This window comes from Aeromicrobium sp. 9AM (assembly GCF_902506105.1).
Classification (GTDB): Bacteria; Actinomycetota; Actinomycetes; order Propionibacteriales; family Nocardioidaceae; genus Aeromicrobium.
Window position 1 is genome coordinate 537,538 of record NZ_LR733303.1, and the last position, 24,520, is coordinate 562,057.

The 24,520-nt window shown below is 69.5% G+C and carries 25 protein-coding genes; 10 read left to right on the plus strand and 15 right to left on the minus strand.

Annotated features, from left to right (window positions below; genetic code table 11):
* Nucleotides 1-32 precede the first annotated feature (32 nt).
* The 7 genes from BOSE46_RS21680 to BOSE46_RS02765 are packed head-to-tail and all read right to left on the minus strand — an operon-like array spanning nucleotide 33 to nucleotide 7,129.
* The gene (locus BOSE46_RS21680; protein WP_369797015.1) at nucleotides 33-107 is read right to left on the minus strand and encodes a 50S ribosomal protein bL37; all 75 of its coding nucleotides are present in this window, start codon (nucleotides 105-107) and stop codon (nucleotides 33-35) included.
* Nucleotides 108-133: 26 nt separating this feature from the next.
* The gene (locus BOSE46_RS02740; protein ID WP_159538051.1) at nucleotides 134-505 is read right to left on the minus strand and encodes a thioesterase family protein; all 372 of its coding nucleotides are present in this window, start codon (nucleotides 503-505) and stop codon (nucleotides 134-136) included.
* A 10-nt stretch (nucleotides 506-515) separates the two neighbouring features.
* A complete protein-coding gene (locus BOSE46_RS02745; protein WP_159538053.1) occupies nucleotides 516-2,258 on the minus strand; it encodes an ABC transporter ATP-binding protein in 1,743 nt (580 codons plus the stop codon).
* On the minus strand, nucleotides 2,255-3,967 hold the full coding sequence (locus tag BOSE46_RS02750) for an ABC transporter ATP-binding protein (RefSeq protein ID WP_159538055.1): 1,713 nt from the start codon (nucleotides 3,965-3,967) through the stop codon (nucleotides 2,255-2,257). The genes BOSE46_RS02745 and BOSE46_RS02750 overlap by 4 nt, the downstream gene beginning before the upstream one ends.
* Nucleotides 3,968-4,014: 47 nt before the next feature.
* Nucleotides 4,015-4,518: a GNAT family N-acetyltransferase gene (locus BOSE46_RS02755; RefSeq protein ID WP_159538057.1), complete on the minus strand. Its 504-nt coding sequence runs from the start codon at nucleotides 4,516-4,518 to the stop codon at nucleotides 4,015-4,017.
* A gap of 1 nt (nucleotide 4,519) precedes the next feature.
* Entirely contained in the window at nucleotides 4,520-6,190 is a 1,671-nt protein-coding gene (locus tag BOSE46_RS02760; RefSeq protein WP_159538059.1) for an acetolactate synthase, read from the minus strand.
* Nucleotides 6,191-6,211: 21 nt separating this feature from the next.
* A complete protein-coding gene (locus tag BOSE46_RS02765; protein ID WP_236551596.1) occupies nucleotides 6,212-7,129 on the minus strand; it encodes a DUF2785 domain-containing protein in 918 nt (305 codons plus the stop codon).
* Nucleotides 7,130-7,168: 39 nt separating this feature from the next.
* On the opposite strand from BOSE46_RS02765, the gene BOSE46_RS02770 reads away from it, so the two are divergent.
* Complete coding sequence (locus BOSE46_RS02770; RefSeq protein WP_159538061.1) at nucleotides 7,169-8,623, plus strand: sensor histidine kinase; 1,455 nt, start codon at nucleotides 7,169-7,171, stop codon at nucleotides 8,621-8,623.
* A gap of 52 nt (nucleotides 8,624-8,675) precedes the next feature.
* Here the strand turns inward: BOSE46_RS02770 and BOSE46_RS02775 are convergent, their stop codons facing one another.
* Nucleotides 8,676-8,927, minus strand: a complete 252-nt coding sequence (locus BOSE46_RS02775) for a WhiB family transcriptional regulator (RefSeq protein WP_082530375.1) — start codon at nucleotides 8,925-8,927, stop codon at nucleotides 8,676-8,678.
* Between the two features lie 157 nt (nucleotides 8,928-9,084).
* On the opposite strand from BOSE46_RS02775, the gene BOSE46_RS02780 reads away from it, so the two are divergent.
* The 3 genes from BOSE46_RS02780 (at nucleotide 9,085) to BOSE46_RS02790 (ending at nucleotide 11,795) form a co-directional block, all read left to right on the plus strand.
* A complete protein-coding gene (locus BOSE46_RS02780) occupies nucleotides 9,085-9,480 on the plus strand; it encodes a hypothetical protein (RefSeq protein ID WP_159538063.1) in 396 nt (131 codons plus the stop codon).
* A gap of 129 nt (nucleotides 9,481-9,609) precedes the next feature.
* A complete protein-coding gene (locus BOSE46_RS02785) occupies nucleotides 9,610-10,809 on the plus strand; it encodes an NADP-dependent malic enzyme (RefSeq protein WP_159538065.1) in 1,200 nt (399 codons plus the stop codon).
* 17 nt (nucleotides 10,810-10,826) lie between these two features.
* Entirely contained in the window at nucleotides 10,827-11,795 is a 969-nt protein-coding gene (locus BOSE46_RS02790; protein WP_159538067.1) for a zinc-binding dehydrogenase, read from the plus strand.
* An 87-nt stretch (nucleotides 11,796-11,882) separates the two neighbouring features.
* Here the strand turns inward: BOSE46_RS02790 and BOSE46_RS02795 are convergent, their stop codons facing one another.
* The 3 genes from BOSE46_RS02795 to BOSE46_RS02805 all read right to left on the minus strand — a co-directional run bounded on the left by BOSE46_RS02795 (nucleotide 11,883) and on the right by BOSE46_RS02805 (nucleotide 17,154).
* On the minus strand, nucleotides 11,883-12,059 hold the full coding sequence (locus BOSE46_RS02795; protein ID WP_201299487.1) for a DUF6104 family protein: 177 nt from the start codon (nucleotides 12,057-12,059) through the stop codon (nucleotides 11,883-11,885).
* Between the two features lie 3 nt (nucleotides 12,060-12,062).
* Nucleotides 12,063-15,932 carry a multifunctional oxoglutarate decarboxylase/oxoglutarate dehydrogenase thiamine pyrophosphate-binding subunit/dihydrolipoyllysine-residue succinyltransferase subunit gene (locus BOSE46_RS02800; protein ID WP_236551597.1) on the minus strand — a complete coding sequence of 1,290 codons (3,870 nt, stop codon included), beginning with the start codon at nucleotides 15,930-15,932 and terminating at the stop codon, nucleotides 12,063-12,065.
* A gap of 175 nt (nucleotides 15,933-16,107) precedes the next feature.
* Entirely contained in the window at nucleotides 16,108-17,154 is a 1,047-nt protein-coding gene (locus BOSE46_RS02805; protein WP_159538071.1) for a DNA glycosylase AlkZ-like family protein, read from the minus strand.
* Nucleotides 17,155-17,250: 96 nt separating this feature from the next.
* On the opposite strand from BOSE46_RS02805, the gene BOSE46_RS02810 reads away from it, so the two are divergent.
* Nucleotides 17,251-17,847: a hypothetical protein gene (locus tag BOSE46_RS02810; RefSeq protein WP_159538073.1), complete on the plus strand. Its 597-nt coding sequence runs from the start codon at nucleotides 17,251-17,253 to the stop codon at nucleotides 17,845-17,847.
* 17 nt (nucleotides 17,848-17,864) lie between these two features.
* Here BOSE46_RS02810 and BOSE46_RS02815 read toward each other — a convergent pair whose 3' ends face one another.
* Nucleotides 17,865-18,308: an OsmC family peroxiredoxin gene (locus tag BOSE46_RS02815; RefSeq protein WP_159538075.1), complete on the minus strand. Its 444-nt coding sequence runs from the start codon at nucleotides 18,306-18,308 to the stop codon at nucleotides 17,865-17,867.
* A 169-nt stretch (nucleotides 18,309-18,477) separates the two neighbouring features.
* On the opposite strand from BOSE46_RS02815, the gene BOSE46_RS02820 reads away from it, so the two are divergent.
* The 3 genes from BOSE46_RS02820 to BOSE46_RS02830 all read left to right on the plus strand — a co-directional run bounded on the left by BOSE46_RS02820 (nucleotide 18,478) and on the right by BOSE46_RS02830 (nucleotide 20,175).
* The gene (locus BOSE46_RS02820) at nucleotides 18,478-19,032 is read left to right on the plus strand and encodes an RNA polymerase sigma factor (protein WP_159538077.1); all 555 of its coding nucleotides are present in this window, start codon (nucleotides 18,478-18,480) and stop codon (nucleotides 19,030-19,032) included.
* Nucleotides 19,032-19,538, plus strand: coding sequence for a hypothetical protein (locus tag BOSE46_RS02825; protein ID WP_201299488.1), 507 nt, complete (start codon nucleotides 19,032-19,034; stop codon nucleotides 19,536-19,538). The genes BOSE46_RS02820 and BOSE46_RS02825 overlap by 1 nt, the downstream gene beginning before the upstream one ends.
* A 97-nt stretch (nucleotides 19,539-19,635) precedes the next feature.
* Nucleotides 19,636-20,175, plus strand: a complete 540-nt coding sequence (locus tag BOSE46_RS02830; protein ID WP_159538079.1) for a dihydrofolate reductase family protein — start codon at nucleotides 19,636-19,638, stop codon at nucleotides 20,173-20,175.
* 11 nt (nucleotides 20,176-20,186) lie between these two features.
* Here the strand turns inward: BOSE46_RS02830 and BOSE46_RS02835 are convergent, their stop codons facing one another.
* From BOSE46_RS02835 to BOSE46_RS02845, 3 genes are all read right to left on the minus strand, one after another.
* The gene (locus BOSE46_RS02835; RefSeq protein ID WP_159538081.1) at nucleotides 20,187-21,101 is read right to left on the minus strand and encodes an SDR family NAD(P)-dependent oxidoreductase; all 915 of its coding nucleotides are present in this window, start codon (nucleotides 21,099-21,101) and stop codon (nucleotides 20,187-20,189) included.
* An 18-nt stretch (nucleotides 21,102-21,119) separates the two neighbouring features.
* Nucleotides 21,120-22,256: a N(5)-(carboxyethyl)ornithine synthase gene (locus BOSE46_RS02840; protein ID WP_159538083.1), complete on the minus strand. Its 1,137-nt coding sequence runs from the start codon at nucleotides 22,254-22,256 to the stop codon at nucleotides 21,120-21,122.
* A 70-nt stretch (nucleotides 22,257-22,326) separates the two neighbouring features.
* On the minus strand, nucleotides 22,327-22,965 hold the full coding sequence (locus BOSE46_RS02845) for a TetR/AcrR family transcriptional regulator (protein WP_159538085.1): 639 nt from the start codon (nucleotides 22,963-22,965) through the stop codon (nucleotides 22,327-22,329).
* Nucleotides 22,966-23,125: 160 nt separating this feature from the next.
* On the opposite strand from BOSE46_RS02845, the gene BOSE46_RS02850 reads away from it, so the two are divergent.
* Entirely contained in the window at nucleotides 23,126-23,812 is a 687-nt protein-coding gene (locus BOSE46_RS02850; RefSeq protein WP_236551598.1) for an MFS transporter, read from the plus strand.
* 41 nt (nucleotides 23,813-23,853) lie between these two features.
* Nucleotides 23,854-24,504: an MFS transporter gene (locus BOSE46_RS02855; protein WP_159538089.1), complete on the plus strand. Its 651-nt coding sequence runs from the start codon at nucleotides 23,854-23,856 to the stop codon at nucleotides 24,502-24,504.
* Nucleotides 24,505-24,520 lie beyond the last annotated feature (16 nt).

Sequence of the window (24,520 nt, forward strand, 5' to 3'; positions counted from 1 at the left end):
GGACGGGGATTTCTTGTTGTTGGTCCTACAGCTCACGCGTTGGGGCGCTTGCCGTGGTTGGCGCCCTTCTTGCGACGCGCACGACGCTTGCGGCCGGTCTTGCCCATGATGATCCTCCTCGGAAGTCGACGTCTCAGTCTCCCACAGGCGCAATTCGCGCCAGGAATCGCTCCCGGTCGACGATGACCCGGCGGATCTCACCGGTCGCCAGCAGCGTGCCGCCGGCGTCGTGAGCCGCGACCTGGAAGCGTACGAGCCGGCCGTCGGTGTGGATCACGGTCGCTGTCGCGGTGACCTCGGCGCCGACGGGGCTCGCGGCGAGGTGTTCGAGGTCGACGCGCGTGCCGACGCTGCTCTGCGCCGGCCCGAGCTCGAGCGCCGCGCAGGTCGCCTCCTCGCACCACGCCAGCACCTGAGGCGTGCCGAGGACGGCGAGGTCCCCACTGCCAAGCACCTGGGCGGTGTCGGCAGCCGTGACGAGGTGCGTGACGCTGGCGGTGTCCATGCGCAGAAGACTACGACGACCAGGCGGTCCAGAGGTCCGCGTAGCGGCCCCCGACGGCGATCAGCTCGTCGTGGCTGCCCTCCTCGACGATGCGACCCTCGTGCATCACCACGACCCGGTCGGCCGACTGGGCCTGGGTCAGGCGATGCGCGACGATCACGGACGTACGTCCTCGGGTCGCGGCGATCGCGGCGTCCTCGAGCTCGCGCGCACCTGACGAGCCGGCTTCGGCGGTGGCCTCGTCGAACACCGCGACCCGCGGGTCGTGCAGCAGGACGCGGGCCAGGGCCAGCTGCTGAGCCTGGGCCGGGGTCAGGGGATGACCGTGATCGCCGACCACGGTGTCGAGCCCGTCCGGCAGCGCCTCGAGCCAGGAGAGGGCGCGTACGTCGGCCAGCGCGTCGCGGATCTGCTCGTCGTCGGCACCAGGCAGGGCCAGGTCGACGTTGTCACGCACGGTGCCGGAGAACACGTGGACGTCCTGCGTGACGAGGGCGATGGACGATCGCACGTGGGACGGGTCGAGGGCGTCGAGGGCGAAGCCGCCGATCCTGACCGTGCCCGACGTCGGCTCCAACAGTCCGGCGGCAATCGCGCCGAGGGTGCTCTTGCCGGCACCGGTCGCGCCGACCAGGGCAACCCGTTCGCCGTCGGCGACCCGCAGTGTCACGTCCGTGAGCACGGGGTGGCCATCGACGTACGCGTGGCCGATGCCGATCAGCTCGAAGGACCCGGTACGCACCGGAGACGGGCCGCTCGGTGCCGACGGCGGCTCGAGCATCGCGACACCGGCGAGCCGGGCGAGCGAGGCGCCGGCCGACTGGATGTCGTCGAAGATCATCAGCAGCGCGCCGATGGGGTTGAACAACCGGTGGAAGTAGAGCGCCGCCGCCGTCACGGCGCCCACCGTCGTCAGGTCGTCCCGCACCAACAGGAAGCCGGTGCCGAGCACCAGGCTCAGGCCGATCAGCTCGGACCGGTTGGTCCGCGCGCCGAAGCGGGTCAGCAGCGAGAACACGTCGAGGCTGATCGTCATGGCGTGCTTGGAGTGGTGCGTGATGCGGTCGATCTGCGCCTGCTCCCGCGACAGCGCCCGCAGGGTCGACGCGCCTTGGACGCCGCTGACCAGCACCTCGGCGCGCTCGCCCTGCGCGATGCGTTCCCGCCGGTAGTACGGGCCCGAGCGTGGGAGATACCACCGCAGGCCCAGGACGTAGAACGGGGCGGAGGCCAGCCCGGCGAGGCCGAGCCGCCAGTCGAGCGCGAACAGGCCGCCGGCCGTGAACGCGACGGCGATGAGCGACTGGATCAGCAGGGGGACGATCTGGGTCAGCGACTGGGCCACCGTCCGCACGTCGTCTCCCATCCGCGACAGCAGGTCGCCGGCTCCGGCCTCCTCGAGTCGGATGCTGTCGAGGTGCAGGGCGCGGTCGAGCGCCTGCTCGCGAAGGTCCGCGAGTGCCGGTTCGCCGGATTTCGCCAGGTAGGTCACCGACAGCGACGTCCCCAGGCCCGCCACGACGCTCGCTGCGGCGATCAGCAGGGCTCCGTTCAGGACGCGCGACGAGTCGCCATCGGTCGTCACGGTGTCGACGATGTCGCCGAGGATCCATGGAGCGACGAGTCCGACGAGTCCGACGACCACGAATGCCGTGGCGGACACCAGCAGCGGGCCGCGGTGCGCGCGCAGCATACGGGCGGCGAGGCGCGTCGTCTCGGCCCGAGAGGCGATCGGCAGCAGGTGTCGACTCATCGCAGCACCGCCTCCCGGTAGGCGTCCTGGTGGGCCAGCTCATGGTGTGTTCCGGTCGCGATGATGCGGCCCTTGCTGATCAGCAGCACCCGCTCCGCGCTCGCGAGGATGGCCGGGCTCGAGGTGATGACGATCGTGGTGAGATCGGAGCCCGCAGAGTGCCGGAGCGCCTGTATGCCGTCGGCGATCCGCTGCTCGGTCATGGCGTCGACGGCGCTCGTGGGCTCGGCGAGGACCAGGATCGGAGCGCGCGTCGCCAGGGCGCGGGCCAGCGCGATGCGCTGGCGCTGGCCCCCGGAGAATGTGGCCGCTCCGGCCGTGACGGGTTGATCCAGCCCGTCAGCGTGCAGGTCGACGACGTCTCGCGCCGCCGAGGCGACCAGGATCTCGTCGAGTGCAGCGTCGTCGAAGGCGCCGTCGGGATCGATCGTCGACCGGAGCGTGCCCTCGAACAGGTCGACGTGGTGCTGGCTCACGACGACCCGCGAGCGCAGCGCGTCGATCGTGAGCTCGTCGACCGGGTGCCCGCCGAGGGTCAACGAGCCCGTACGGTCCTCGGGCAGCACCTCGCTGCGCAGGAGCCGCACGAGCTGGTCGCTGCTCGTCGTCTCGTCGACGACGATGCCGAGGAGCTCGCCACCCCGCGGCGAGACGTCGAGCTCCTGGAGCGGGTCCGACGTCAGCCGGGTCATCGCGAGCTCGGGCCGTGGGTCGTCGAGGGTCGTGCTGCCGTACGCCACGAGGGCCGGCGTGTGGAGGAAGTCGACGACCCGCCGCGCCGAGGCGAACGACGAGGCCGCCTGCGCGCTGGTCTCGCCGAGCCCGGTGATCGGCTCGGCGAGGAACTGGGTGAGCCCGACGATGGCGATGAGCTCGCCGATGCTGATCGTGCCGTCGAGGGCGCGGGTGCCGGCGAGATAGGCGACCAGGGCGAGGAAGAGGCCGCTCAGCGTCGCCGTGAGGCCGAACATGTAGCCCATCGACCGGGCCGTGCGAATGCTGGCGTCGCGTGCTGACGCACTGTGCGTGCGATAGCGTGATGTCGCGACGTCCTCGGCGCCGACGCCCTTGAGCGGCCGCAGTCCCTTGACCAGGTCAGTCGCGATGCCGGTCGCCTTGGCGATGCCGGCCTGCTGGTCGCTGGTGTGCCGCGCGATGAGCGGGGTCACCACCTGGATCACGGCGAGCACGAGAGGCACGCCGAGCAGGACGACGATGCCGATCGTGAGATCGATCCTGATCAGGACGATCGCGCTCACCAGCACGCCGACGAGGCCGGCCAGGGTGTAGCCGACGTGCCACAGGAACCGGCCGATCGTCTCGGCGTCCGAGGTGGCCAGGGAGAGCGTCTCGCCGGGCAGCAAGCCCGTACGCGCACCGTCTGCGCCAAGGACGTGCTCGCTGACCTCCACGCGCAGCAGATGGGTCTCCAGCTCGAGCGCTCCGACTCCGAGGCGCGCGCCGAAACGGTACGAGTAGCTCAGCACCACGAACAGCGCGACGAGGACTCCGCCCCACGTGGCTAGCTCGCCCAGGTCGCCGGTCGCGACGGCGCGGTCGATGACGACGCCGATGACGACGGGCACCATGGCCTCGCACAGGAGCCACGAGCAGATCAGGGCGTAGCAGCCGAAGAGTCGGGCACGGTGGCGGCGCAGACCGCGGGCCAGGAGTGCCGCCGCTGTCCGTGGAGGAGAGGGGACAGGCACTGAGTAAGGCTAACCTCACCGACGGGGGCGAGGTCACCGAGGTCGCGTCACATCGACAGCGAGAACGCCCAGAGGTGGACGTCGGGCTCGGGTGACCAGTCGAGCTCGGGGCGGCGGACGAACCCCAGCCGGGCATACAAGCGGTGGGCGGGCACCATCTCCAGCAGCGAGAACAGCAGCACCTCGGTCAGTCCGGCCTCGCGCGCGAGCTCGAGACAGCGTTCGACCAGGGCCCGGCCGATGCCGCGCCCGCGCGCCTCAGGCGCGATGGAGAGCGTGCGGAACTCGCCCTGGTGCGGCTCCTTGGCCAGTTGTGCGTCACCCGAGCCGTACGGACACCAGGTGACCGTGCCGACCAGCTCGTCGTCGTCGATCGCCACCAGCAGCGTGCTCTTGCCGGCGCGCGCGGCGGCGTCGGCGAGCCAGCCGGCGTAGGCGTCGTCGAACGTCCCGTCGGGATAGGTGAGGTAGCCGTCGGCGTCATATCCCGCGACGCTCAGCGCGCCGACGGCCTCGTACTCCGCCTCCAGAGCCGGACGGATGACGACCACGTCAGATGCCGGTCGTGTTGCGCGGGTATGCCGCGTTGACGTCCGTCATGACGTTGACGAGATAGGGGATGCCGGACGCGAATGCGCGGTCGAGCGCCGGCCCGATCTCCTTGGGGTCGGTCACCATCTCGCCGCCACCGCCCAGTGCCGTCACGACCTGGTCGTAGCGGGTCTGCGGCGCGAGGTCGGCCGCGACGTCGTAGCCGTAGAGCCACTGCATCGGCCCCTTCTCGAGGCCCCACGCGGAGTTGTTGCCCACGACCATCACGACGGGGAGGTTGTGGCGTACGAGGCTGTCGACGTCCATCAGCGACATGCCGGCCGCGCCGTCGCCGTACAGCAGCACGACCTGGCTGGACGGCCGCGCGATGCGGGCAGCCATCGCAGCGCCCATGCCGGCGCCGAGGCAGCCGTACGGTCCGGGGTCGAGCCAGCCGCCGGGGCGCTTCGGCTCGACGAACTTGCCGGCGAACGACACGAAGTCGCCACCGTCGCCGATCACCACGGCGTCGTCGGCCAACCGGGGGAGCAGCTCGCCATAGATGCGGGCGGGATGGATCGGGTCGGCCTCGGCGGTGAGCAGCTCGCTGTCGCGCTGGGTCGCGGCGGCGACCTCGGCCTGCAGCGCGCCGATCCACGATGACCAGTCGGGGCGCCGGCCGTGCTGCGACGGGGACGTCAACGTGTCGAGCAGGCCGGTGAAGAACAGTGTCAGGTCGCCGCTGGCCGACGCAGCCAGCTCGGCGTGCGTCGACACCTGTCCGGGGGAGTCGGCGACGTGGACCGTGCGGGCCGGGGTCGCGCCGTCCTTACCGCCGAAGATGCCGTAGCCGAGGCGGAAGTCGAGCGGCGTGCCGACGACGATCACGAGGTCGGCCTGGTTGAACGACGTCGAGCGTGCCTTGGTGACGAGCTGTGGGTGGCCGCCGGGCACGATGCCGCGGCCCATGCCGTTGGAGATCACCGGGATGCCGGTCTCCTCGACGAAGTGCAGTGCGGCGTCCTCGGCGTGGTCGGCCCAGACATCGGTGCCGAGGACCAGCACCGGACGCGAGGCGGCGCGGATCAGCTCGGCGATCTTCGCCAGCGAGTCCGGATCGGGCTCGATCGGAGCCGTCGTGTTGCCCTGAGGCGGCGTGGTCACGGTCGTGCTGTTGAAGAACTCGTCCATCGGCACGTCGACGAACGTCGGGCCGCGGTGGGACGATCCGGCGAGCGTGAACGCCTCGTCCATCGCCGGGGCGATGTCGTCGACCTTGTGCGCCGTCGTGGCGGACTTCGAGATCGTGTCGACGATGGGCGGCTGGTCCAGCTCCTGCAGGCTGCCCGATCCCCAGCGGTTGTTGGGCGCCCGGCCGCCGACGACGACGAGCGGCGAGCCGGCGAAGCTGGCCTGCGCGATGGGGCTCACGCCGTTGGTCACGCCAGGACCCGCAGTCAGCACGGCGAGGCCGGGCGTACGTGTCAGCTTGCCGATCGCCTCGGCGGCGAACACGGCCGTGGGCTCGTGGCGTACGTCGATGATCGGCATCGCCGGCTCGGCCTTGACCGCCGCGTCGTACATCGGGAACACGTGGGCGCCGGAGAGCGTGAACATCGTCTCGACACCGTGTGCGCGGGCCACGTCGACGGCGTGGACTCCGCCGTGACCTTCTCGGGGCTCAGAACTCATGTGACGCAGGTTACTGGAGCCTCAGGCGAGCGGCTTGGCCCTGGTGGTCGGCCGGTAGAGCCACGGGCTCTCGGCCCGGATCTGGTCGAGCACCGCCAGCAGCAGGTCGGCCCGGTGCGCGGGCTGCTCGGCGAACAACTCGGCGTCGGCGCGCAGGTCGTCGCGGCCCTGCACGCCGAGCGCGAGCTGCAGGTGGAGGGCGCGCAGGAACGACGACGTGTTGCGGACGCTGGGCGAGGGCCACTCGGCTTCAAGGTGGCCGCGGGTGCGGGGTGGCTTGATGCCGGCGCCGAGCCGGGCGAGCCAGGGCTCGACGATGCTCGGGTCGAGCTCGTTGCGGTGCAGGAGCGTCATGACGGCGTACGCCAGACGGTCGTCCTCGCCGTGGCGCCAGATGTATGCCGTGGGCGTCAGCACGCGGTCGGCGATGACGTCGAGCAGGACCGTCAGCTCGAGCCGGCCGAAGTGCCGCGACCGCGCCAGGGCGGCGAGGAGGTCGGCGCCGTGGGCGATCGAGTTGGCCCAGCCCTGCTCGGGAATCCAGCCGCGGTGATCCTGCTCGCGGACGTACCAGGCGGTCGCCCGGTCGCCCCAGTCGAGGACGGACGAGGCCGACATGAGGTGCTCGTTGTTGTCGCGGCCGATGATCTCGGCGAGCATCAGCGCGCTGTAGGACCGGCGCATGACCGAGACGTCACCGTCGTGGCCGAGGCCGTAGCGCAGCCCGGGGGCGATGCCGTCGCCCAGGCCGGACAGCAGCTCGTCATAGACGCCGCGGGTGATCCACGTGGTCAGCAACGGGTAGGCGAGGTCCTCGCGCCAGCGCGGGTTGGAATGTCCCAGCATCTCGACCAGCTCGACGGTGCTCTCGTCGAGGCTGCGGTCGGCGGGCACGTTCATCCCGTCCTGCATCACGGTTTGCCAGTACGCCTCAGACACTCACTCATCGTGTCACGTTTCTCCCACTACCCTGACGGGGTGCCCTCGCTGGATGACATCGCGCGCTTCCAGACGTCGCTCAGCCCTGACGACGTCGCGTGGCTCCATGCCCTGGTGACGGACTGGCAGATCATCGCCGACCTGTCGTTCTCGGACCTCGTCCTGTGGGTGCCCGACGCCGAGGCCAAGGGCATGTGGGCAGGAGCGCAGATCCGGCCGACCACGGGACCTACGACCCTCTTCGAGGACGTGGCCGGCACCTTCATGCCGTCAGGACGCATCGACGAGCTCGAGGCCGCACTCAGCACGGGTGAGGTCGTGGCCGAGCGGGTCGAGGAGCTGTCCGACGGTCGTCGCATTCGCGTGGAGGTCATCCCGGTCACGCATGGGGGCCGCACGCTCGCCGTGATCTCCCGCCGCAGCGCCGAGTCCGCGTTGCGTACGGCCAGCACGCTCGAGGCCTCCTACTTCGAGGCCGCCGGGGAGCTCACCGAGATGATCCGTCGGGGCGAGTTCCCGTTGCCGGGCAGCCGCTCCGAGGTCGCCGACTCGCTGCGGGTCGGTGACGGCTTCGTGCGTACGAATGCCGCCGGCACCGTCCGCTACGCCAGTCCCAACGCGATGTCGGCCTACCGGCGCCTGGGCCTCGTCGGCGACCTCGTCGGCACGCAGCTCGGGCACGTCACGACCGGGCTCGTCGACCGCCGGCCGACCGATCGTGGCCCTCGCGGCATCCTGACCGGTGATGCCAGCACCGAGGCGGAGGTCGAGAACGCCGCCGCCTCGCTGCTGCTGCGCGTCATCCCGCTGCGCGCAGGCGGCCACCGCAGCGGTGCGCTGATCCTGCTGCGCGACGTCACCGAGCTGCGGCTCCGCGAGCGTGAGCTGGTGTCCAAAGAGGCGACGATCCGCGAGATCCACCACCGGGTCAAGAACAACCTGCAGACCGTCGCCGCCCTGCTGCGACTGCAGGGCCGGCGGATGGAGCTGCCCGAGGCGCGAGCGGCCCTCGACGACGCCGTGCGCCGGGTCGGCTCGATCGCCCTCGTCCACGAGACGCTGAGCCAGTCGTTCGACGACAACGTCGCCTTCGACGAGATCGCGGACCGGCTGCTGCGCACGGTGCTCGACGTGGCCGAAGAGGCCTCCGGAGCCGGCCGGGTGAGCGCCGACCGGATCGGCTCGTTCGGGCTGCTGCCCGGCGCCGTCGCCACGCCGCTCGCGATGGTGCTGACCGAGCTGATCCAGAACGCCTCGGCGCACGCGTTCGGCGAGCAGGGTGGCACGCTGACGCTGGCGGTCAACCGCATCCGCGACCGCGTACGCCTGCGGGTCAGCGACGACGGCTCCGGCCTCCCGGCGGACTTCGACCCCGCGGGCAGCCTCGGGCTGTCGATCGTGACGACCTTGGTCGAGGGCGAGCTGCACGGGTCGCTGGCGTTCGAGCCGCGCTTCGGTGGCGGCACGACGGTCGCCATCTCGCTCAACGTCTAGATACAAAGAACCCCGCGGCCGAGGCCACGGGGTTCACCGATACGTGCGTACGTCAGGCAGTACGAATACGTGCCCGAGCATTGCGGCGCTTCAGCGTACGACGTTCGTCTTCGCTCAAGCCTCCCCACACACCGTGGTCCTGTCCGGACTCGAGTGCCCACTGGAGGCACTGCTCGCGGACATCACAGCGGCGGCATACGACCTTGGCCTCTTCGATCTGCAAGATGGCGGGACCCGTGTTGCCGATGGGGAAGAAGAGCTCAGGGTCCTCATCGAGGCATGCAGACTTGTGACGCCAATCCATGTGGACACTCCTTCCCGTTCGGTGTTGCGCCCTGGGCAGGCCTGTTTGACCCGGTACCAAGGCTTTGACCTCCATGTTTTCAACATTTCAACTGCATTACAAGGGCCACGACGTGCGCGAATTGTCGGATCCGTCACACGCTCCCTACGCTGATGCCGTGAGCGCTAACGCCAAGCCGTCCGGCACGGCCCGAATCCTGCTACTCGTGGCGGCCGTGATCGTGGTCGCGGAGGCCATCACCTGCCTCGTCCTGGCCGTCATCGGCATCGCGGACCTCGACGGCGACAGCGTCGGCACGGGCATCGGGGTGTCGGTGATCCTGGCGATCTACGGCGGGTTCCAGGCCTGGGCCGCGTGGCGGGTCAACCTCGGCGACCACTGGGCGCGCAGCCCGCTCGTGGTGACCCAGGTCATCCAGCTCATCATCGCCTTCAACCTCGCCGACATACCGGTGTGGATCCCCGTCCTGGTGGGCGCCTCGGCAGCGGTCGCGTTGGCCTGTCTGCTGGCACCCCCGGTCAACCGCGCGCTCGGTGCTGACCAGCACGTATGAGAGACTGACAGCCGGGCACAACCCGTGTGACCCTGCTTCGGCGGGGAGCAACGAGCGGCATACTTGCCGCGCCGGCGACCTGATCGGTCCCGATGAGAACGTACGGAACGGCCCCGAGGGATAGCCACCATGGTTGCGACTGACATCGACGTGCACGCCGACACTCCAGACCCCGACGACCCGATCTTCGCGCTGCACCGCGGCGGCAAGATGGCGATCGCCGCGACGGTCCCGCTGCGCAACGCCCAGGACCTCGCGATGTCCTACACGCCCGGCGTCGCCCGGGTCTGCGAGGCGATTGCAGCCGACCCGGCGCTGGCCCACGACTACACCTGGGTCTCCAACACCGTCGCGGTCGTCACGGACGGCACCGCGGTGCTCGGCCTCGGCGACATCGGCCCGGCCGCCTCGATGCCCGTGATGGAGGGCAAGGCCGTGCTCTTCAAGCAGTTCGGTGGCGTCGACGCGATCCCGGTCGCGCTCGACACGACCGACGTCGACGAGATCGTCGAGACGATCGTGCGCCTCGCCCCGACGTTCGGTGGCATCAACCTCGAGGACATCTCGAGCCCACGGTGCTTCGAGATCGAGCGTCAGCTGATCGAGCGCCTCGAGATCCCGGTGTTCCACGACGACCAGCACGGCACGGCGGTCGTGACGCTGGCGGCCCTGATCAACGCCGCACGGGTGACCGACCGTGAGCTCGACGATCTCAAGGTCGTCATCTCGGGTGCCGGCGCAGCCGGGGTCGCGATCATGAAGATGCTGCAGTCGGCCGGCGTGCGGAAGATCGCCGTCGTCGACCGCTCCGGGGTCATCCACCCGGGCCGGGAGGGTCTCGACGTGGTCAAGGCCGGCATCGCCGAGGCCACCGCGCCCTGGGCCAAGCCCGGGACGATCGCCGACGCCCTCGACGGGGCCGATGTCTTCGTCGGAGTCTCGGGCGGCACGGTCCCCGAGGCCGCAGTCGCCTCGATGGCGCCCGACTCGATCGTGTTCGCGATGGCCAACCCCCACCCCGAGGTGCACCCCGACATCGCGCACAAGTACGCGCGGATCGTGGCGACCGGCCGATCGGACTTCCCCAACCAGATCAACAACGTGCTCGTGTTCCCCGGCATCTTCCGTGGCGCGCTCGACGTGCGGGCCACGCGGATCTCCGAGGGCATGAAGCTCGCGGCCGCCAATGCGATCGCCGACCTCGTGGGCGACGACCTCAGTGAGACGTACGTCATCCCGTCACCGTTCGATCCGCGGGTAGCCTCGGCCGTGGCGCGGGCCGTCACGGACACCGCGCGGCGTGAGGGCCTGGCCCGTCGCCCGTACTGATCAACCACAGGAGCCGCATGTTCGCCGTCTACGCAGGCACGATCGATCCCAAGGACCCGCTGAGCGGGCTCGTCGTGGGCGAGCGCCCCGACCCGGAGGTGCCGGACGGCTGGACGACCGTGACGGTCAAGGCAGCATCGATCAACCACCACGACGTGTGGAGCCTGCGTGGTGTGGGCCTGCGCGAGGAGTCGCTGCCGATGATCCTCGGCTGCGACGCCGCGGGGCTCGACGAGGACGGCAACGAGGTGCTCGTGCACGCCGTCATCAGCGACCCGTCGTGGCGCGGTGACGAGACGCTCGACCCCAAGCGGTCGTTGCTCTCCGAGCGCCACCAGGGCACGTTCGCCGAGAAGGTCGCGGTGCCGACCCGCAACGTCGTCCCGAAGCCGGCCGGCCTGTCGTTCGCCGAGGCTGCCTGCCTGCCGACCGCGTGGCTGACGGCGTACCGCATGCTCTTCACCCAGTCGGGCCTGCAGCAGGGCGACACCGTGCTGGTGCAGGGTGCCGGTGGTGGTGTCGCCACGGCCGCGATCACGCTGGCGCGGGCCGCGGGCTTCCGTGTCTACGCGACGAGCCGCGACGAGGACAAGCGCGACAAGGCACTCGAGATCGGCGCCCACGAGGCGTTCGAGTCCGGTGCGCGGCTGCCGAGCAAGGTCGACGCAGTCATCGAGACCGTGGGAGCGGCGACCTGGTCGCACTCGGTCAAGTCGATGCGCCCGGGCGGCACGATCGTCATCGCGGGCGCTACGTCGGGCGACGCCCCGTCACACGCCGAGCTGACCCGGATCTTCTTCCAGCAGATGCGCGTGCACGGCTCGACGATGGGCACGCGCGACGAGCTGCACCGGCTCGCGCAGTTCATGGACGTCACCGGCACCCGCCCGCTGATCGACCGGGAGATCCCGATGGCCGATGCCGCCGACGGCCTCGCCTCGGTCATCGACGGCGACGTCTTCGGCAAGATCGTCCTGACGCTCTAGTCACCGAGATTCGGCGGCGCATCAACCGTTCTGCAGCCGCAAGGCCATTGGAATGGTTGATGTGCCGCCACATCTTGGTCGCAGACCTTATTCGTCCTCGTCGTCGAGCCGCGCCAACCAGGTGGCCAGGCGCTCGACCGGGATCTCGAACTCGGGGTTGAGGTCGACGAACTCGACGAGGCGCTCGGAGAGCCAGGCGAAGGTGACCTCTTCGTCACCTCGCCGGCTCTGGAGCTCCTCGATCCCGCGGTCCGTGAAGTACATCGATCAGCTGAAGGCCTGCTGCATCAGCGTGGCCTGCTCCTCGACGTGCCGGTTGTGCGAACCGACCGACGGCGCCGACGACTCCGGGCGCGAGACCCGGAGCAGCGGGAGACCGTCGAACTCGCCGCTGAAGTGCAGCGCGACGTGCGGCCACGGACCCTGGTTGGCCGGCTCGTCCTGCACCCAGCGCACCTCGCGGGCGTTGACGAACTGGCCGACCGCCGCGTTGAGCTCCGACGTGGGACGCGGGTAGAGCTGCTCGAGGCGCACGATCGCGGTGCGGGACTGGCCCGACTCGCGCTTCTCGCGCTCGGCGAACAGGTCCCAGGCGATCTTGCCCGAGCAGACCAGCACGCGCTCGACCTTGGACGCGTCGACCGAGTCGTCGCCGATGACCGGGCGGAACTTGCCCGACGTGAAGTCGTCGGGCTGCGAGGCCGCGGCCTTGCTCCGCAGCATCGACTTCGGCGTGAAGACGATCAGCGGGCGGTGCTGCGTCTGCAGGTTCTGCCGGCGCAGCAGGTGGAAGTACGACGCGGGGGTCGAGGGCTGCGCGAGCGTCATGGCGTCGTTGGCGCACAGCTCGAGGAACCGCTCGATGCGAGCCGACGTGTGGTCGGGCCCCTGGCCCTCGTGGCCGTGCGGCAGGAGCAGCACGACGCCGGACTTCTGGCCCCACTTGCTCTCACCGGCCGAGATGTACTCGTCGATGACCGACTGGGCGCCGTTGACGAAGTCGCCGAACTGCGCCTCCCAGATCGTGAGCGCCTCGGGACGGGCGACGGAGTAGCCGTACTCGAAGCCCAGCGCGGCGTACTCGCTCAGCAGGGAGTCGTAGATGTAGAACGTGGCCTGGTCGTCGCCGACGTTGGACAGCGGCGTCCACTCGTTGGCGTTGGTGCGGTCGATGATCGTCGCGAACCGCGAGGAGAACGTGCCGCGTCGCGAGTCCTGACCGGCGAGGCGTACGGGCCGGCCGTCGAGCAGCAACGAGCCGAGCGCCAGGATCTCTCCGGTGCCCCAGTCGATCGGGCCTGCGCTGATCGACTGCGCCCGGCGCTGCAGCTGCGGCAGCACCTTGGGGTGGACCGTGAAGCCCTCGGGCACATTGGTGTAGGAGTCCGCGATCGCCTTCATGGTCTCGGGCGTGATCGCCGTCAACAGCTCGCCGGCGTGCTCGGGCTTGTCGGGGTAGTCAGGCGTACGCATGTAGCCGGGGTCGGTCGTGCTCTCCTTGACCTCGGCGAAGTTGCGCTCGAGCTGCGCCTGGTAGTCGCTGAGTGCGGCCTCGGCCTCCTCCAGCGTGATGTCGCCACGACCGACCAGCGCCTCGGTGTAGAGCTTGCGCACCGACTTCTTGGCGTTGATCGTGTCGTACATCAGTGGCTGGGTGAAGCTGGGGTCGTCGCCCTCGTTGTGACCGCGGCGGCGGTAGCAGACCAGGTCGATGACGATGTCCTTGTGGAACGTCCGGCGGTACTCGTAGGCCAGGTGCGCCACGCGGATGCAGGCCTCGGGATCGTCGCCGTTGACGTGGAAGACCGGCGCCTGGATCATCCGGGCGACGTCGGTGCAGTACGTCGAGGAGCGCGACGACGACGGTGCCGTCGTGAAGCCCACCTGGTTGTTGACGATCAGGTGGATCGTGCCGCCCGTGCGGTAGCCGCGCAGCTGCGAGAGGTTGAGCGTCTCGGCGACCACGCCCTGCCCGGCGAAAGCGGCGTCGCCGTGCACGAGCACGGGGAGGACGGGGTACTCGGCACCACGGTTGAGCCGGTCCTGCTTGGCGCGGGCGATGCCCTCGAGCACGGGGTCGACGACCTCGAGGTGCGACGGGTTGGCCGCGACCGAGACCTTGATCTTGTCGCCGTTGCCGGAGGTGAACTCACCCTCGACGCCGAGGTGGTACTTGACGTCACCGGAGCCCTGGACCGTACGCGGGTCGATGTTGCCCTCGAACTCGCGGAACACCGAGCCGGCGTGCTTGCCTGCGATGTTGACGAGCACGTTGAGCCGGCCGCGGTGCGCCATGCCGATGCAGACCTCGTCGAGCTGGTCGGCGGCGGCCGCCTCGCAGATCTCGTCGAGCACGGGGACCGTGGTCTCGCCGCCCTCGAGGCTGAAGCGCTTCTGGCCGACGAACTTGGTCTGCAGGAACGTCTCGAAGGCCTCGGCCTGGTTGAGCTTCTGCAGGATCCGCAGCTGCTCCTCGCGGGGCGGCTTGGTGTGCGGGCGCTCGATGCGCTCCTGGAACCAGGCGCGCTCGTCGGGATCCTGGATGTGCATGTACTCCAGGCCGATCGTGCGGGCGTAGGAGTCGCGCAGGATGCCGAGGATCTCGCGCAGCTTCATGAAGCGCTTGTCGGTCTTGAACGACCCGGTGGCGAACTCGCGGTCGAGGTCCCACAGCGTCAGGCCGTGCGACGCCGTGTCGAGGTCGGCGTGGCTGCGCGGCCGGTTGTCGAGCGGGTTGGTGTCGGCCATCAGGTGACCGCGTACGCGGAACGCGTGGATCAGCTCGAGGACGCGGGCCTGCTTGTGCACCTCGTCGTCGTGGCTGACCGCGATGTCCTGGGCCCAGCGGATCGGCTCGTAGGGGATCTTGAGGGCGCGGAAGATCTCGTCGTAGAAGTTCTCCTCGCCGAGCAGCAGGGCGTGGATCTTCTTGAGGAACTCGCCGGACTGCGCACCCTGGATGACGCGGTGGTCATAGGTCGAGGTCAGCGTCATCATCTTGGAGATGGCCATCTGCGCGAGCGTGTGCTCGCTGGCGCCCTGGAACTCCGGCGGGTACTCCATCGAGCCGACGCCGATGATGACGCCCTGGCCCTGCATGAGGCGGGGGATCGAGTGGTTCGTGCCGATGCCGCCGGGGTTGGTGAGGCTGACCGTGGTGCCCTGGAAGTCCAGCACCTCGAGCTTGCCGTCGCGCGCCTTGCGGACCATCGACTCGTACGCTGCCCAGAACTCGGCGAAGCCCATCGTCTCGGCGGCCTTGATCGAGGGCACCAGCAGGGTGCGCGAGCCGTCGGGCTTCTTGAGGTCGATCGCGAGGCCGAAGTTGATGTGCTCGGGCTTGAGCTGGTTGGGCTTGCCGTTGACGACCTCGAAGCCGGTGTTCATCTCCGGCATGGACTTGAGCGCCTTGACGATGGCCCAGCCGATGAGGTGCGTGAACGACACCTTGCCGCCTCGCGCACGAGCGAGGTGGTTGTTGATCACGATGCGGTTGTCGAACAGCAGCTTGACGGGAACCGAGCGCACACTCGTCGCGGTCGGGACGGCGAGGCTGGCGTCCATGTTGGCGACGGTGCGGGCGGCGGCGCCGCGCAGCACGACGTTCTCGACCTCGCCGGGTCCGGTCCTGGGCGCGTCGGCAGTCTTGGCGTTGGGCGTCGCCGGGGGCGTGGCCGGTGCCTTGGGGGCATCGGTCACGGGCGGCACGGGCGCCGGGGGATCGACGTGTGACGGCGCGGCGATCTGGCTCTGCGCGGGAGTCACGGTCGCGGGCTCGGTCTTGGGTGCCGGGGGAGCCGACGACGTCGGAGCCGTCGGTGCCGGACTGGGGGCCGCGGTCGGAGCTGGTTCGGTCTTGGCGGCCGGCTCAGCGGCGGCGGGCTTCTCGGCCGGTTCGGCCGGTTCGGCCTTGGCGGCAGGTGCCTGCGTGGCGGTCGTGCTGGCCGCGCCGTTGGCTGAGGTGCCGTTGGTGGAGGCCCCGTTGGCCAGCGCCGCACCATCGCCGGTCTGGAAGAACGTCACCCACGTGGCGTCGACCGATGCGGGATCCTGCCGGAACCGCTCGTACATCTCTTCGACGAGCCACTGGTTGGTGCCGAAATCAGGGGTTGAATGGTCTTGTGAGGACTCGGCCACAGCCTCGATCGCCTCTTCCGAATTGTGTGCTGGCGCGCGTGCGAAAACTACCTTCAACAGGGTAACGCGGCGCCCCATCCGGCTGCAGGCAGGTTCGCACTGCAATTCCCGGTGATCTTCACCGCGGCACACGCCGACGTGGTGGATCTCACCTTTTGCGCGAGCAGACCGCCGGTCAGTCGGCCAGCACGAGCACCGGTTCGCGGTCGACGAAGGCACCGAATGCCGCCACTTCGGCATCGAGCGCACGGCGGACCGGGCCGCTGAGTCGCGGCGGATGGTCGACGACGACCGTGACGGCCTTGGCGGTGACGGTGCGCGACCACCGGGCGCACAGCCGGCCCTCGATCATGAGCAACCCGCTGCCGCGCATGACGTCGTCGACCGTGCCGTCGAATCCGGCATAGTCCTCGGGGTCGCGCGCGTAGGAGATGTACTCGTCGAAGTTGGACAGCAGCATGACCCGCGGCACCTCGGCGTCGACCGGCCCGTCGAGCGTCCAGTACGCCTGGCCGTCGACGTCGAGCGGCCGAAGCTCTCCGAGCTCGATGGCCCGCCGGCTGTCGGTCAGCGTCAGGCTGGTCCACCACGCAAGGTCCTTGTCACGGAACGGGCCGTGACCCTGCGCGTAGCGGCGGGCGGCGGCTGCGAGCAGCTCGTCGTACGTCTGCTCGACCGTGGTCGGTGCCAGTGCGACGTAGGTGTGCTGCTTGCCCCGCATGGGCCCGTTGGCCGCGAGCAGGCTGATCTCGGCGTTCATGAGCTGGTGCACGAGGAAGCGGCCGTCGCCCAGGAGGCCGGCCTCGACGAGGGCGGCGCCGAGCTCCGCCCTCGTGTGCGGTGCCCCGTCGGCGAGCGTGGCATGGATGACCTCCAGGCCTTGGTCGATGAGGTGCTGGCCGAGACCCATCGCCGCCCAGCTCGAGTTCATGAGTCTGCGGATGCGGGGCGCGGTGAGGGTCATCAGCCAGTGCAGGTCGGCGGGGTCGACGTAGTGCCACGTCGGCCGCAGGATGTGCGTGCGCAGGAAGTCGCCGCGCTCGAACACGGCCTGCGCGTCCGCGAGCGTCAGTCCGGTGGTGCGGCGGGCCACGGCCCACAGCGCCATGTCGTGCAGCTGCGACTGGACACACCCGAGGTGACGTACGACGTCGGCGGCCGAATCGAATCGCGGCGAGACCAGGCCTTGGGCGTGCAGGCGTCCCGGGATGGTTGGCTTCACGGGCCCAGCATCTCGTACGAACCCGACGTTTTGCGTACGCGTGCGGGCGGTGCAATAGGCTCGCGTGGCGAGAACCCAAGACGAAGGTGGAGATCGATGAGTACTGGGACGACCTCAGGACGCAACCGGCTCGTGGTGCCGGCCGCAGCAGGAGCCATCCTGCTGGTCATCATCATCGGGATCTTCCTGGTCAGCAACGGCGACGACGACACCCCGGCGGCGCCCAAGGCGACCAAGACCACGGCAGCTCCGAAGAAGGCGCCGCAGGACAAGCTCAAGGGCTCCGGCGACGCGCCGAAGGCGATCACGATCAAGACCGCCACGGTCGCGCGCGGGTCCACGGTGTTCGCCGTCGGTGCCGAGCTCCCGGACATCGACCTCAAGAAGATCGACACCGTCAACCTGATGCTGGGCCAGGACAACGGGGAGGAGCTGTGGCGTGTGACGACGTTCCAGGACTCCCGCGGCGGCTTCGTGTTCCCGCAGTTCTACCGCGTCAAGGACGGCAAGGACGAGCAGTTCGCGTGCACCGCCGGTATGCGGATCAAGGGTGTGCAGCTCACCATGAACGTGCCGCTGAGGTGCCTGGACGATCCCGAGAAGCCGCTGCGTGCGCGCCTCGAGATCACTGACCGCGATGGCGGCGAGGAGAAGACCTCGACCTCCAAGGCGCTCAGCGCTCCCAAGGCCTAGGGCCTAGGGCCTAGGGACTAGGGCGTCTCGAGGGCCGCGTCGAGGGTGATGTCGACTCCGGCCAGCGCCTTGCTGATCGGACAGCCGACCTTGGCAGCGTGCGCCGCCTCGAGGAAGCCTGCCTCGTCGATGCCGTCGACCTCGCCACGTACCTTCAAGACGATGCCCGTGAGCTTGAAGCCACCCTCGGGATCAGGGCCGAGGGTCACCTCCGCCGTGATCTCCATCGACTGCGGAGTGGCGTCTCGTGCGTTCAGCTGACCGGCGAGCGACATGGCGTAGCAGGCCGAGTGAGCCGCGCCGACGAGCTCTTCGGGGTTCGTGACCCCGCCGCCGTCGTCCGACGCGCGCTTGGGGAACGAGACCTCGAACGTGCCGAGGCCCGAGCTGGTGAGCTCGACCTGTCCGGAGCCGTCCTGCAGGCCGCCGTCCCAGGCGGTGCGAGCTGTGCGTGTGGGCATCGTGAAACCTTCTTCCGTCGGGTGTCCCACCGACGCTACTGCGAGGGGTTGCACGCGAACAGGTCAGAAAGTGTCGAGGCAGTGAAACATTCGGGCCGTGCTGCGGCATGTACGTGATGTCATGTCCACATCGACCGGAGGTTGTCACACCCATGATCGAAGTCCCCACGTGAAGTCCGACGCCGAGCTCCTCGCGTCGTCGGGGCACGACCCGCAGGCGTTCCGCCAGCTCTACGACCGCTACGCCGAGGCCATCCACGCGTTCCTGCTCCGCCGTACGTCCGACCGCGAGGCCGCTCTCGACCTCACCGCCGAGACGTTCGCCCAGGTGTGGACGTCGCGGCACCGGTTCGTCGACCAGAAGGGCGGCTCGGCCGGACCGTGGCTGTTCGGCGTGGCTCGCAACGTCCTGCTGAGGTCGGCTCGCGAGCGCCGGCTGATCAGCGAGGCCAGCGCAGCCCTGCGGATCACCCACGGTCGCTCGTCCGTCACGCCGGACACCTCATGGGTCGACGGCATGGACGCCGACCTCGAGACCGCCCTGGCGAGCTTGCCCGATGCCCAGCGCATCGCGGTCGAGCTGCGCGTCCTCGACGATCGCCCGTACGACGAGGTCGCCGAGGCGCTCGACTGCACGCCGACCGCGGCCCGCATCCGCGTGTCTCGTGGCCTGGCCCGCATGCGGACCTCACTCCAGCCCGTCTCGAACCCCAAGGAATCCTGATGAACACGACCGACAACACCGAGCTCACCCGCATCGGCGACGACCTCGAACGAGCCGTCGCCGCCCAGATCGCCGGATCCATCGTGGTGCGTCGCCGCCGCAAGCACCGCTCCCGCACGACGATCGCCGCGTTCGTCACGACGGGTGTCGTCGTGATCGGCGGCGGGGCAGCGGCGGCGGTCAGCCTGCTGTCGTCCGACACCGTCGAGCAGGGCATGCCGGGCAGCAGCGTCATCTTCATCGACACCGACCCGACGTGCACCAAGAAGAGCGACGTCGAGTTCGACTGCACGCTCGCCAAGGCGCCCAGCAAGGAGATCCTCCCGGACTACAAGGGGGCCAAGGAGACGTTCAACGACGCCGACGACAACATCGCCGGCGGCTGCATCGGCCAGGACTCGGCCGGGCTGCACTGGACCTGCTACGCCGGCAAGAAGGCCGTCGAGATGGACATCATCGGTCCGGACCTCCTGGGCCAGCACACCAACGGTCCGGCGGCCGGCTGAAAAAAGATCGTCCCGGGTTGTCGAATCGCCCCGCGTCCGTTCGACGCATGGGTGAAGGCGCCGACAGTCGGCGTCCACGACAACCCGGGAGACGATCATGGGATCCATCACCGCAAGCCTCTTCATCTCGCTCGACGGCGTCATCGAGGCGCCCGAGACCTGGCACTTCGACTACTTCGACGACGAGATGGGCGCGGCGGTCGGCGCGCTCATGGGCAACGCCGACGCGACCTTGTTCGGCCGGCAGACGTACGAGGAGATGGCGGCGTACTGGCCGGCCGCCGACCCGCAGGACCCGTTCACGGCGCAGATGAACGGCGCCCGCAAGTACGTCGTGTCGGACACGCTGACCGAGGCGACGTGGGAGAACTCGTCGATCATCAGCGGTGACGTCGTGGCCGAGCTGACCGCGCTCAAGCAGGAGACCCGGCTCGGGACGACCGGCAGCGCCACCTTGGTGCGCTGGATGCTGGAGCAGGGCCTGGTCGACGAGCTGCACCTGCTGGTGCATCCCGTCGTCGTCGGTGGCGGCAAGAAGCTGTTCGCCGACGGCGCCAAGGTGCCGCTGGAGCTCCAGTCCGCCACGACGTTCGCGACGGGTGTCCTGCACCTCGTCTACGGTCCAGCTGCCAGCTGAGTCGTACCGGCTCAGATGCCGAGCAGCTCGAGGGACACGTCCCAGAGCCGCTCGGCATTGGCCGGGTCCAGGGCATACGGCGCGACCCCGGTCATGTCGTTGGTCGGACGGTCGACGACGACCGCCTCCTGGTTGTTGACGAAGTAGCGGCCGCCGACGCCCTCGAGCAGCGGGCTCGTCGCCAGCAGGACCGAGGTCGAAGCCCCCTGCTCGGTCGTCTTGCGCTTGTCCGGCGGGGTCTGTGCGCCTCCGGTGTGGCGCTGGAGGTTGGTCGCGATGGCGCCCGGCATCAAGGAGTTGGCGGTGATGCCGTCGGCGGCCCAGCGCCTCGTGGCCTCGACCGCGAACAGGACGTTGGCGGTCTTGGACTGGCCGTACGCGGCCCACGGGTCGTACGGCATGAACCGGAAGAACAGGTCGTCGAAGATCACCGGTGAGCGGAAGTGCGCGCTGGAGCTGACCGAGACGATGCGCGCGTGGTGGGCGGCGGCGAGCGCACCGCGGAGCCCGTGCGCGAGCTTGAAGTGGCCCAGGTGGTTGGTCGCGAACTGCAGCTCCCAACCTTGTGCGGTGTACGTCTCGGGGGTGGCCATGACGCCGGCGTTGTTGACGAGGATGTCGAGTGGACCCGTCCAGTCGGCCACGAAGGAGTCGACGCCGGCGAGGTCGGTGAGCTCGAGGCGGCGTACGTCGACCGTGCCGCCCTGCGTCGTCTCCTGGATGTCCCGCGCCACCCGGTCGCCGGCGTCCAGGTCGCGCACGGCCAGGGTCACCTCCGCCCCGGCGCCGGCCAGCGCTCGCGCGGTCTCGACGCCGATGCCGGAGGCGCCACCGGTCACGATCGCGCGCTTGCCGTGCAGATCGATGCCGGCGACGACGTCAGCGGCTGTGGAGGCGATGTCGAAGGGCGTGGTGATGCGGTCCATGCCCTCCAGCATGCGGGATCAGGTGAGGTGTGGGTATTCGGGGGAGCGGTTCTGGAACGCCAGGATGTCGGGGTTCTGGATGACACCGTCGCGGATCTCGATGGCCCGGCGCAACGTCTCGTCGGCGTCCCAGGCCTCGGGACCGGCCAGCACCTCAGGCACATACGGGAGCAGGGCCTCGCTGATCTCCCAGGTCGCGGAGTCCCAGAGGTAGGACGGACTGTGATCGACCGCGTAGTAGATCACGCCGTTGCCCACCGTGAAGGCGGGATCCTCGAAGCTGGTCGGCTTCGCCCACTCGAAGCCCATGCCCTCGTCGCACGAGACGTCGACGACGATCGTGCCTGGGGCCAGCTTCGGCAGGTCGTCGTTCGTCAGGAACGTCATGGGGGAGTTGGGGTCCTGGAGAACGCAGTTGACGATGACGTCGTGCTCGGCGAGCAGGGCCGGCATCGGCACCCAGTCGCCATCGATGCTGGCTCGACTCTCCGCCGGGGACGCCGCCGGGTCGAAGTGCACGATGCGGGCCGAGTGGATCGGTGCGCTGACCTGGGGAACTCCCCGCTGCGTGAAGACGTCGACGTCATGGATGCCATGAGAGCTGAGCGCCGTCACGGCGCCGCGAGCGGTGGCCCCGAAACCGATCACGGCGGCGCTGAGCTGTCGGCCGTACGTGCCGGTCAGCCCGCCGATCTCCATGGCCTGCAGCACGGAGCAGTAGCCGGCGAGCTCGTTGTTCTTGTGGAAGACGTGCAGCTGGAAGGTGCCGTCCTTGCTCCAGTGGTTCATGACCTCCCACGCGATGAGGGTCAGCTTGCGGTCGATCGCCGCCTGCGTGAGCGCGCGGTCCTGCACGCAGTGCGGCCAGCCCCACAGGGTCTGTCCTTCACGCATCTCGAGCAGGTCCGACGGCTGCGGCTTGGTCAGCAGGATGACGTCGCACTGCTGGATCAGCTCGGTGCGGCTGAGGATGCCGCCGACGTACGGTCGGAGCTCGTCGTCGGACCAGCTGAAGTTCTCGCCGTAGCCCTCCTCGAGGAACACGTGCGGACGCTGTGCCTCGGTGAGCCGCTCGAGGTGGCGGGGGTGGATCGGCAGGCGCCGCTCGTTCTCCTTGGCGGTGTGGGCGATGACGCCCAGGTCAAGCTGTTTCATGCCGGCTCCGTCGGTGCGTGTTCCACAGGTTTCTCCGCTGCTCGGTGAGGAACGGTCGCGCTCGGCGAGGCTACACCCGGCCGGCGCCCAGCCCGTCTTCCAGCAGGTCGAGCGTGCGGCGGCCGAGGGCCAGGACATCCTTGGCGATGCGCTTGCCGTTGTGCCCGGCCAGCGCCTGCCGGTGCACGGACTCCTTCATGGCCCGGTTGACCCCCATGAGGGCGTTGGCCGCGACCCATGCCTCCGGGTCGTCGGGACGCACGCCGCGCTCGTCCGCGACGAGCTCGGCCAGGGCGCGGGTGAAGCGGTCGAAGGTCTGGCGTTCACGCCCCTGCAGGGCGGGGCTGCCGGCGGTGAGCCGCGCGACGGTCGCGATCCGTTCGATGCCCGCCGGCTCGCTGCCAGCCAGGGCGCCGCGCGGCTGCAGCACGAAGTCGCGGAACGCGGTCAGCACCGTGGTGCCTGCGGGGCGGCCGCGGATCGTGTCGATGAGGGCGTTCTCGAACGCCTCCATGCCGTCGTAGACGAGGTCTTCCTTGCTGGGGAAGTAGTTGAAGACCGTGGCTTCGGAGACGTCGGCTGCCCGCGCGATCGTGGCGACCGGCACCTTGTCGAAGCCGCGTTCGGCGAAGAGCGCGATCGCGCAGTCCTGGATCCGCTGCCTCGTCTGCTGCTTCTTGCGCTCCCGCAGCCCGGTCTCGATCGTCATGACCCGAGCATACCAGTTGACATTGGGGTGAGACCAAACTTAGAGTGACCCTAAATATCGACCGAGACCGGAACGCCGACAGGAGAAGCTCATGACCAGTACCGCACCAATGCCCCCCGATGTATCCGAGACGGGACCCCTCGAACGACACGTGGTGGCGGTGGCCGCCGTGGTCGTGCTGGGTGCCGTCATGACCGTGCTCGACTCCACGATCGTCAGCGTCGCGATCGAGACCCTGGGACGCGACTTCGGCTCGCCGTTGCCGACCATCCAGTGGGTCATGACGGGCTACATGCTGGCCCTGGCCGCGGTCATCCCGCTGACCGGCTGGGCCGCGGCGAGGTTCGGGGGCAAGCAGGTGTGGCTCTTCTCGCTCGCCCTCTTCATCGGCGCCTCGGCGCTGTGCGCGACGGCATGGTCGACCGAGAGCCTCATCGCGTTCCGCGTCCTGCAGGGCCTCGGCGGCGGCATGGTCATGCCGGTCGGCATGACGCTGGTCGCGCAGGCCGCCGGCCCCCAGCGGATGGGGCGGGCGATGAGCATCGTCGGCATCCCGATGATGCTCGGGCCGGTGCTCGGACCGGTCGTGGGTGGTCTCGTGGTCTCCAACGTGTCATGGCGGTGGATGTTCGTCCTGAACATCCCGCTCGGCCTCGCCGCGCTGTGGCTGTCGTACCGAGTCATCGAGCGCAAGCCCAGCATGCGTGCGGAGCGGCTTGACGTCTTCGGGCTCTCGGTGCTGACCCCCTGCGTCGTGGCGTTCGTGTACGGATTGTCGGTGCTCGCGGAGCGCGGCGGACTCGACGAGGTCAGGGCCTGGGGGCCGTCGGAGCGGGCGCCGCGCTGATCGCGACCTTCGCACGACATGCGCTGCGGGCCGACAAGCCGTTGCTCGACCTGCGGCTGTTCGCCCATCGGACCTTCGCTCTCGCGGTCACGATCCAGGTGTTGCTCGGTGCCGTGCTGATCGGCTCGATGCTCCTGCTGCCGCTCTACTACCAGGTCGTCCGGGGCGAGTCGGCCAGCGCGACGGGCTTGCTGCTGGTGCCGCAAGGCGTCGGTGCGGCTCTGGCGATGGCCGTCATTGGCCGGCTCGCCGACCAGGGCAAGGGGCGGGTCGCGGTGCTGACCGGGCTGCCGCTCATGGTGGCGGGCCTGGCCGTCTACACCGCGTCGACCGCTGGCACGAGCTATGTCGTGATGTCCGCGGCCCTGCTCGTGATCGGCATCGGCACGGGCTGCGTCATGGCGCCCGTGATGGCGTCGGCGTACGCCACGGTCGACCGGGCCGCCATGCCCGGAGCAACCGCCACGCTCAACGTGACCCAGCGGATCGGTGGCGCGATCGGCACGGCGATCTTCGCGGCCGTGCTGCAGCACCAGCTCAGCCAGGCACGGACCGGTGGAGCGGACGTCGTCGAGGCGGCTGCGGATGCCTTCGGCAGCACGTTCTGGTGGCCCCTCGCCCTTGCCGCAATGGCGATCGTGCCGGCGGCGCTCCTGCCCCGCGCACGCCGGACCTCTGGCGACGCCGACTGATCCGCCCGACAATCAA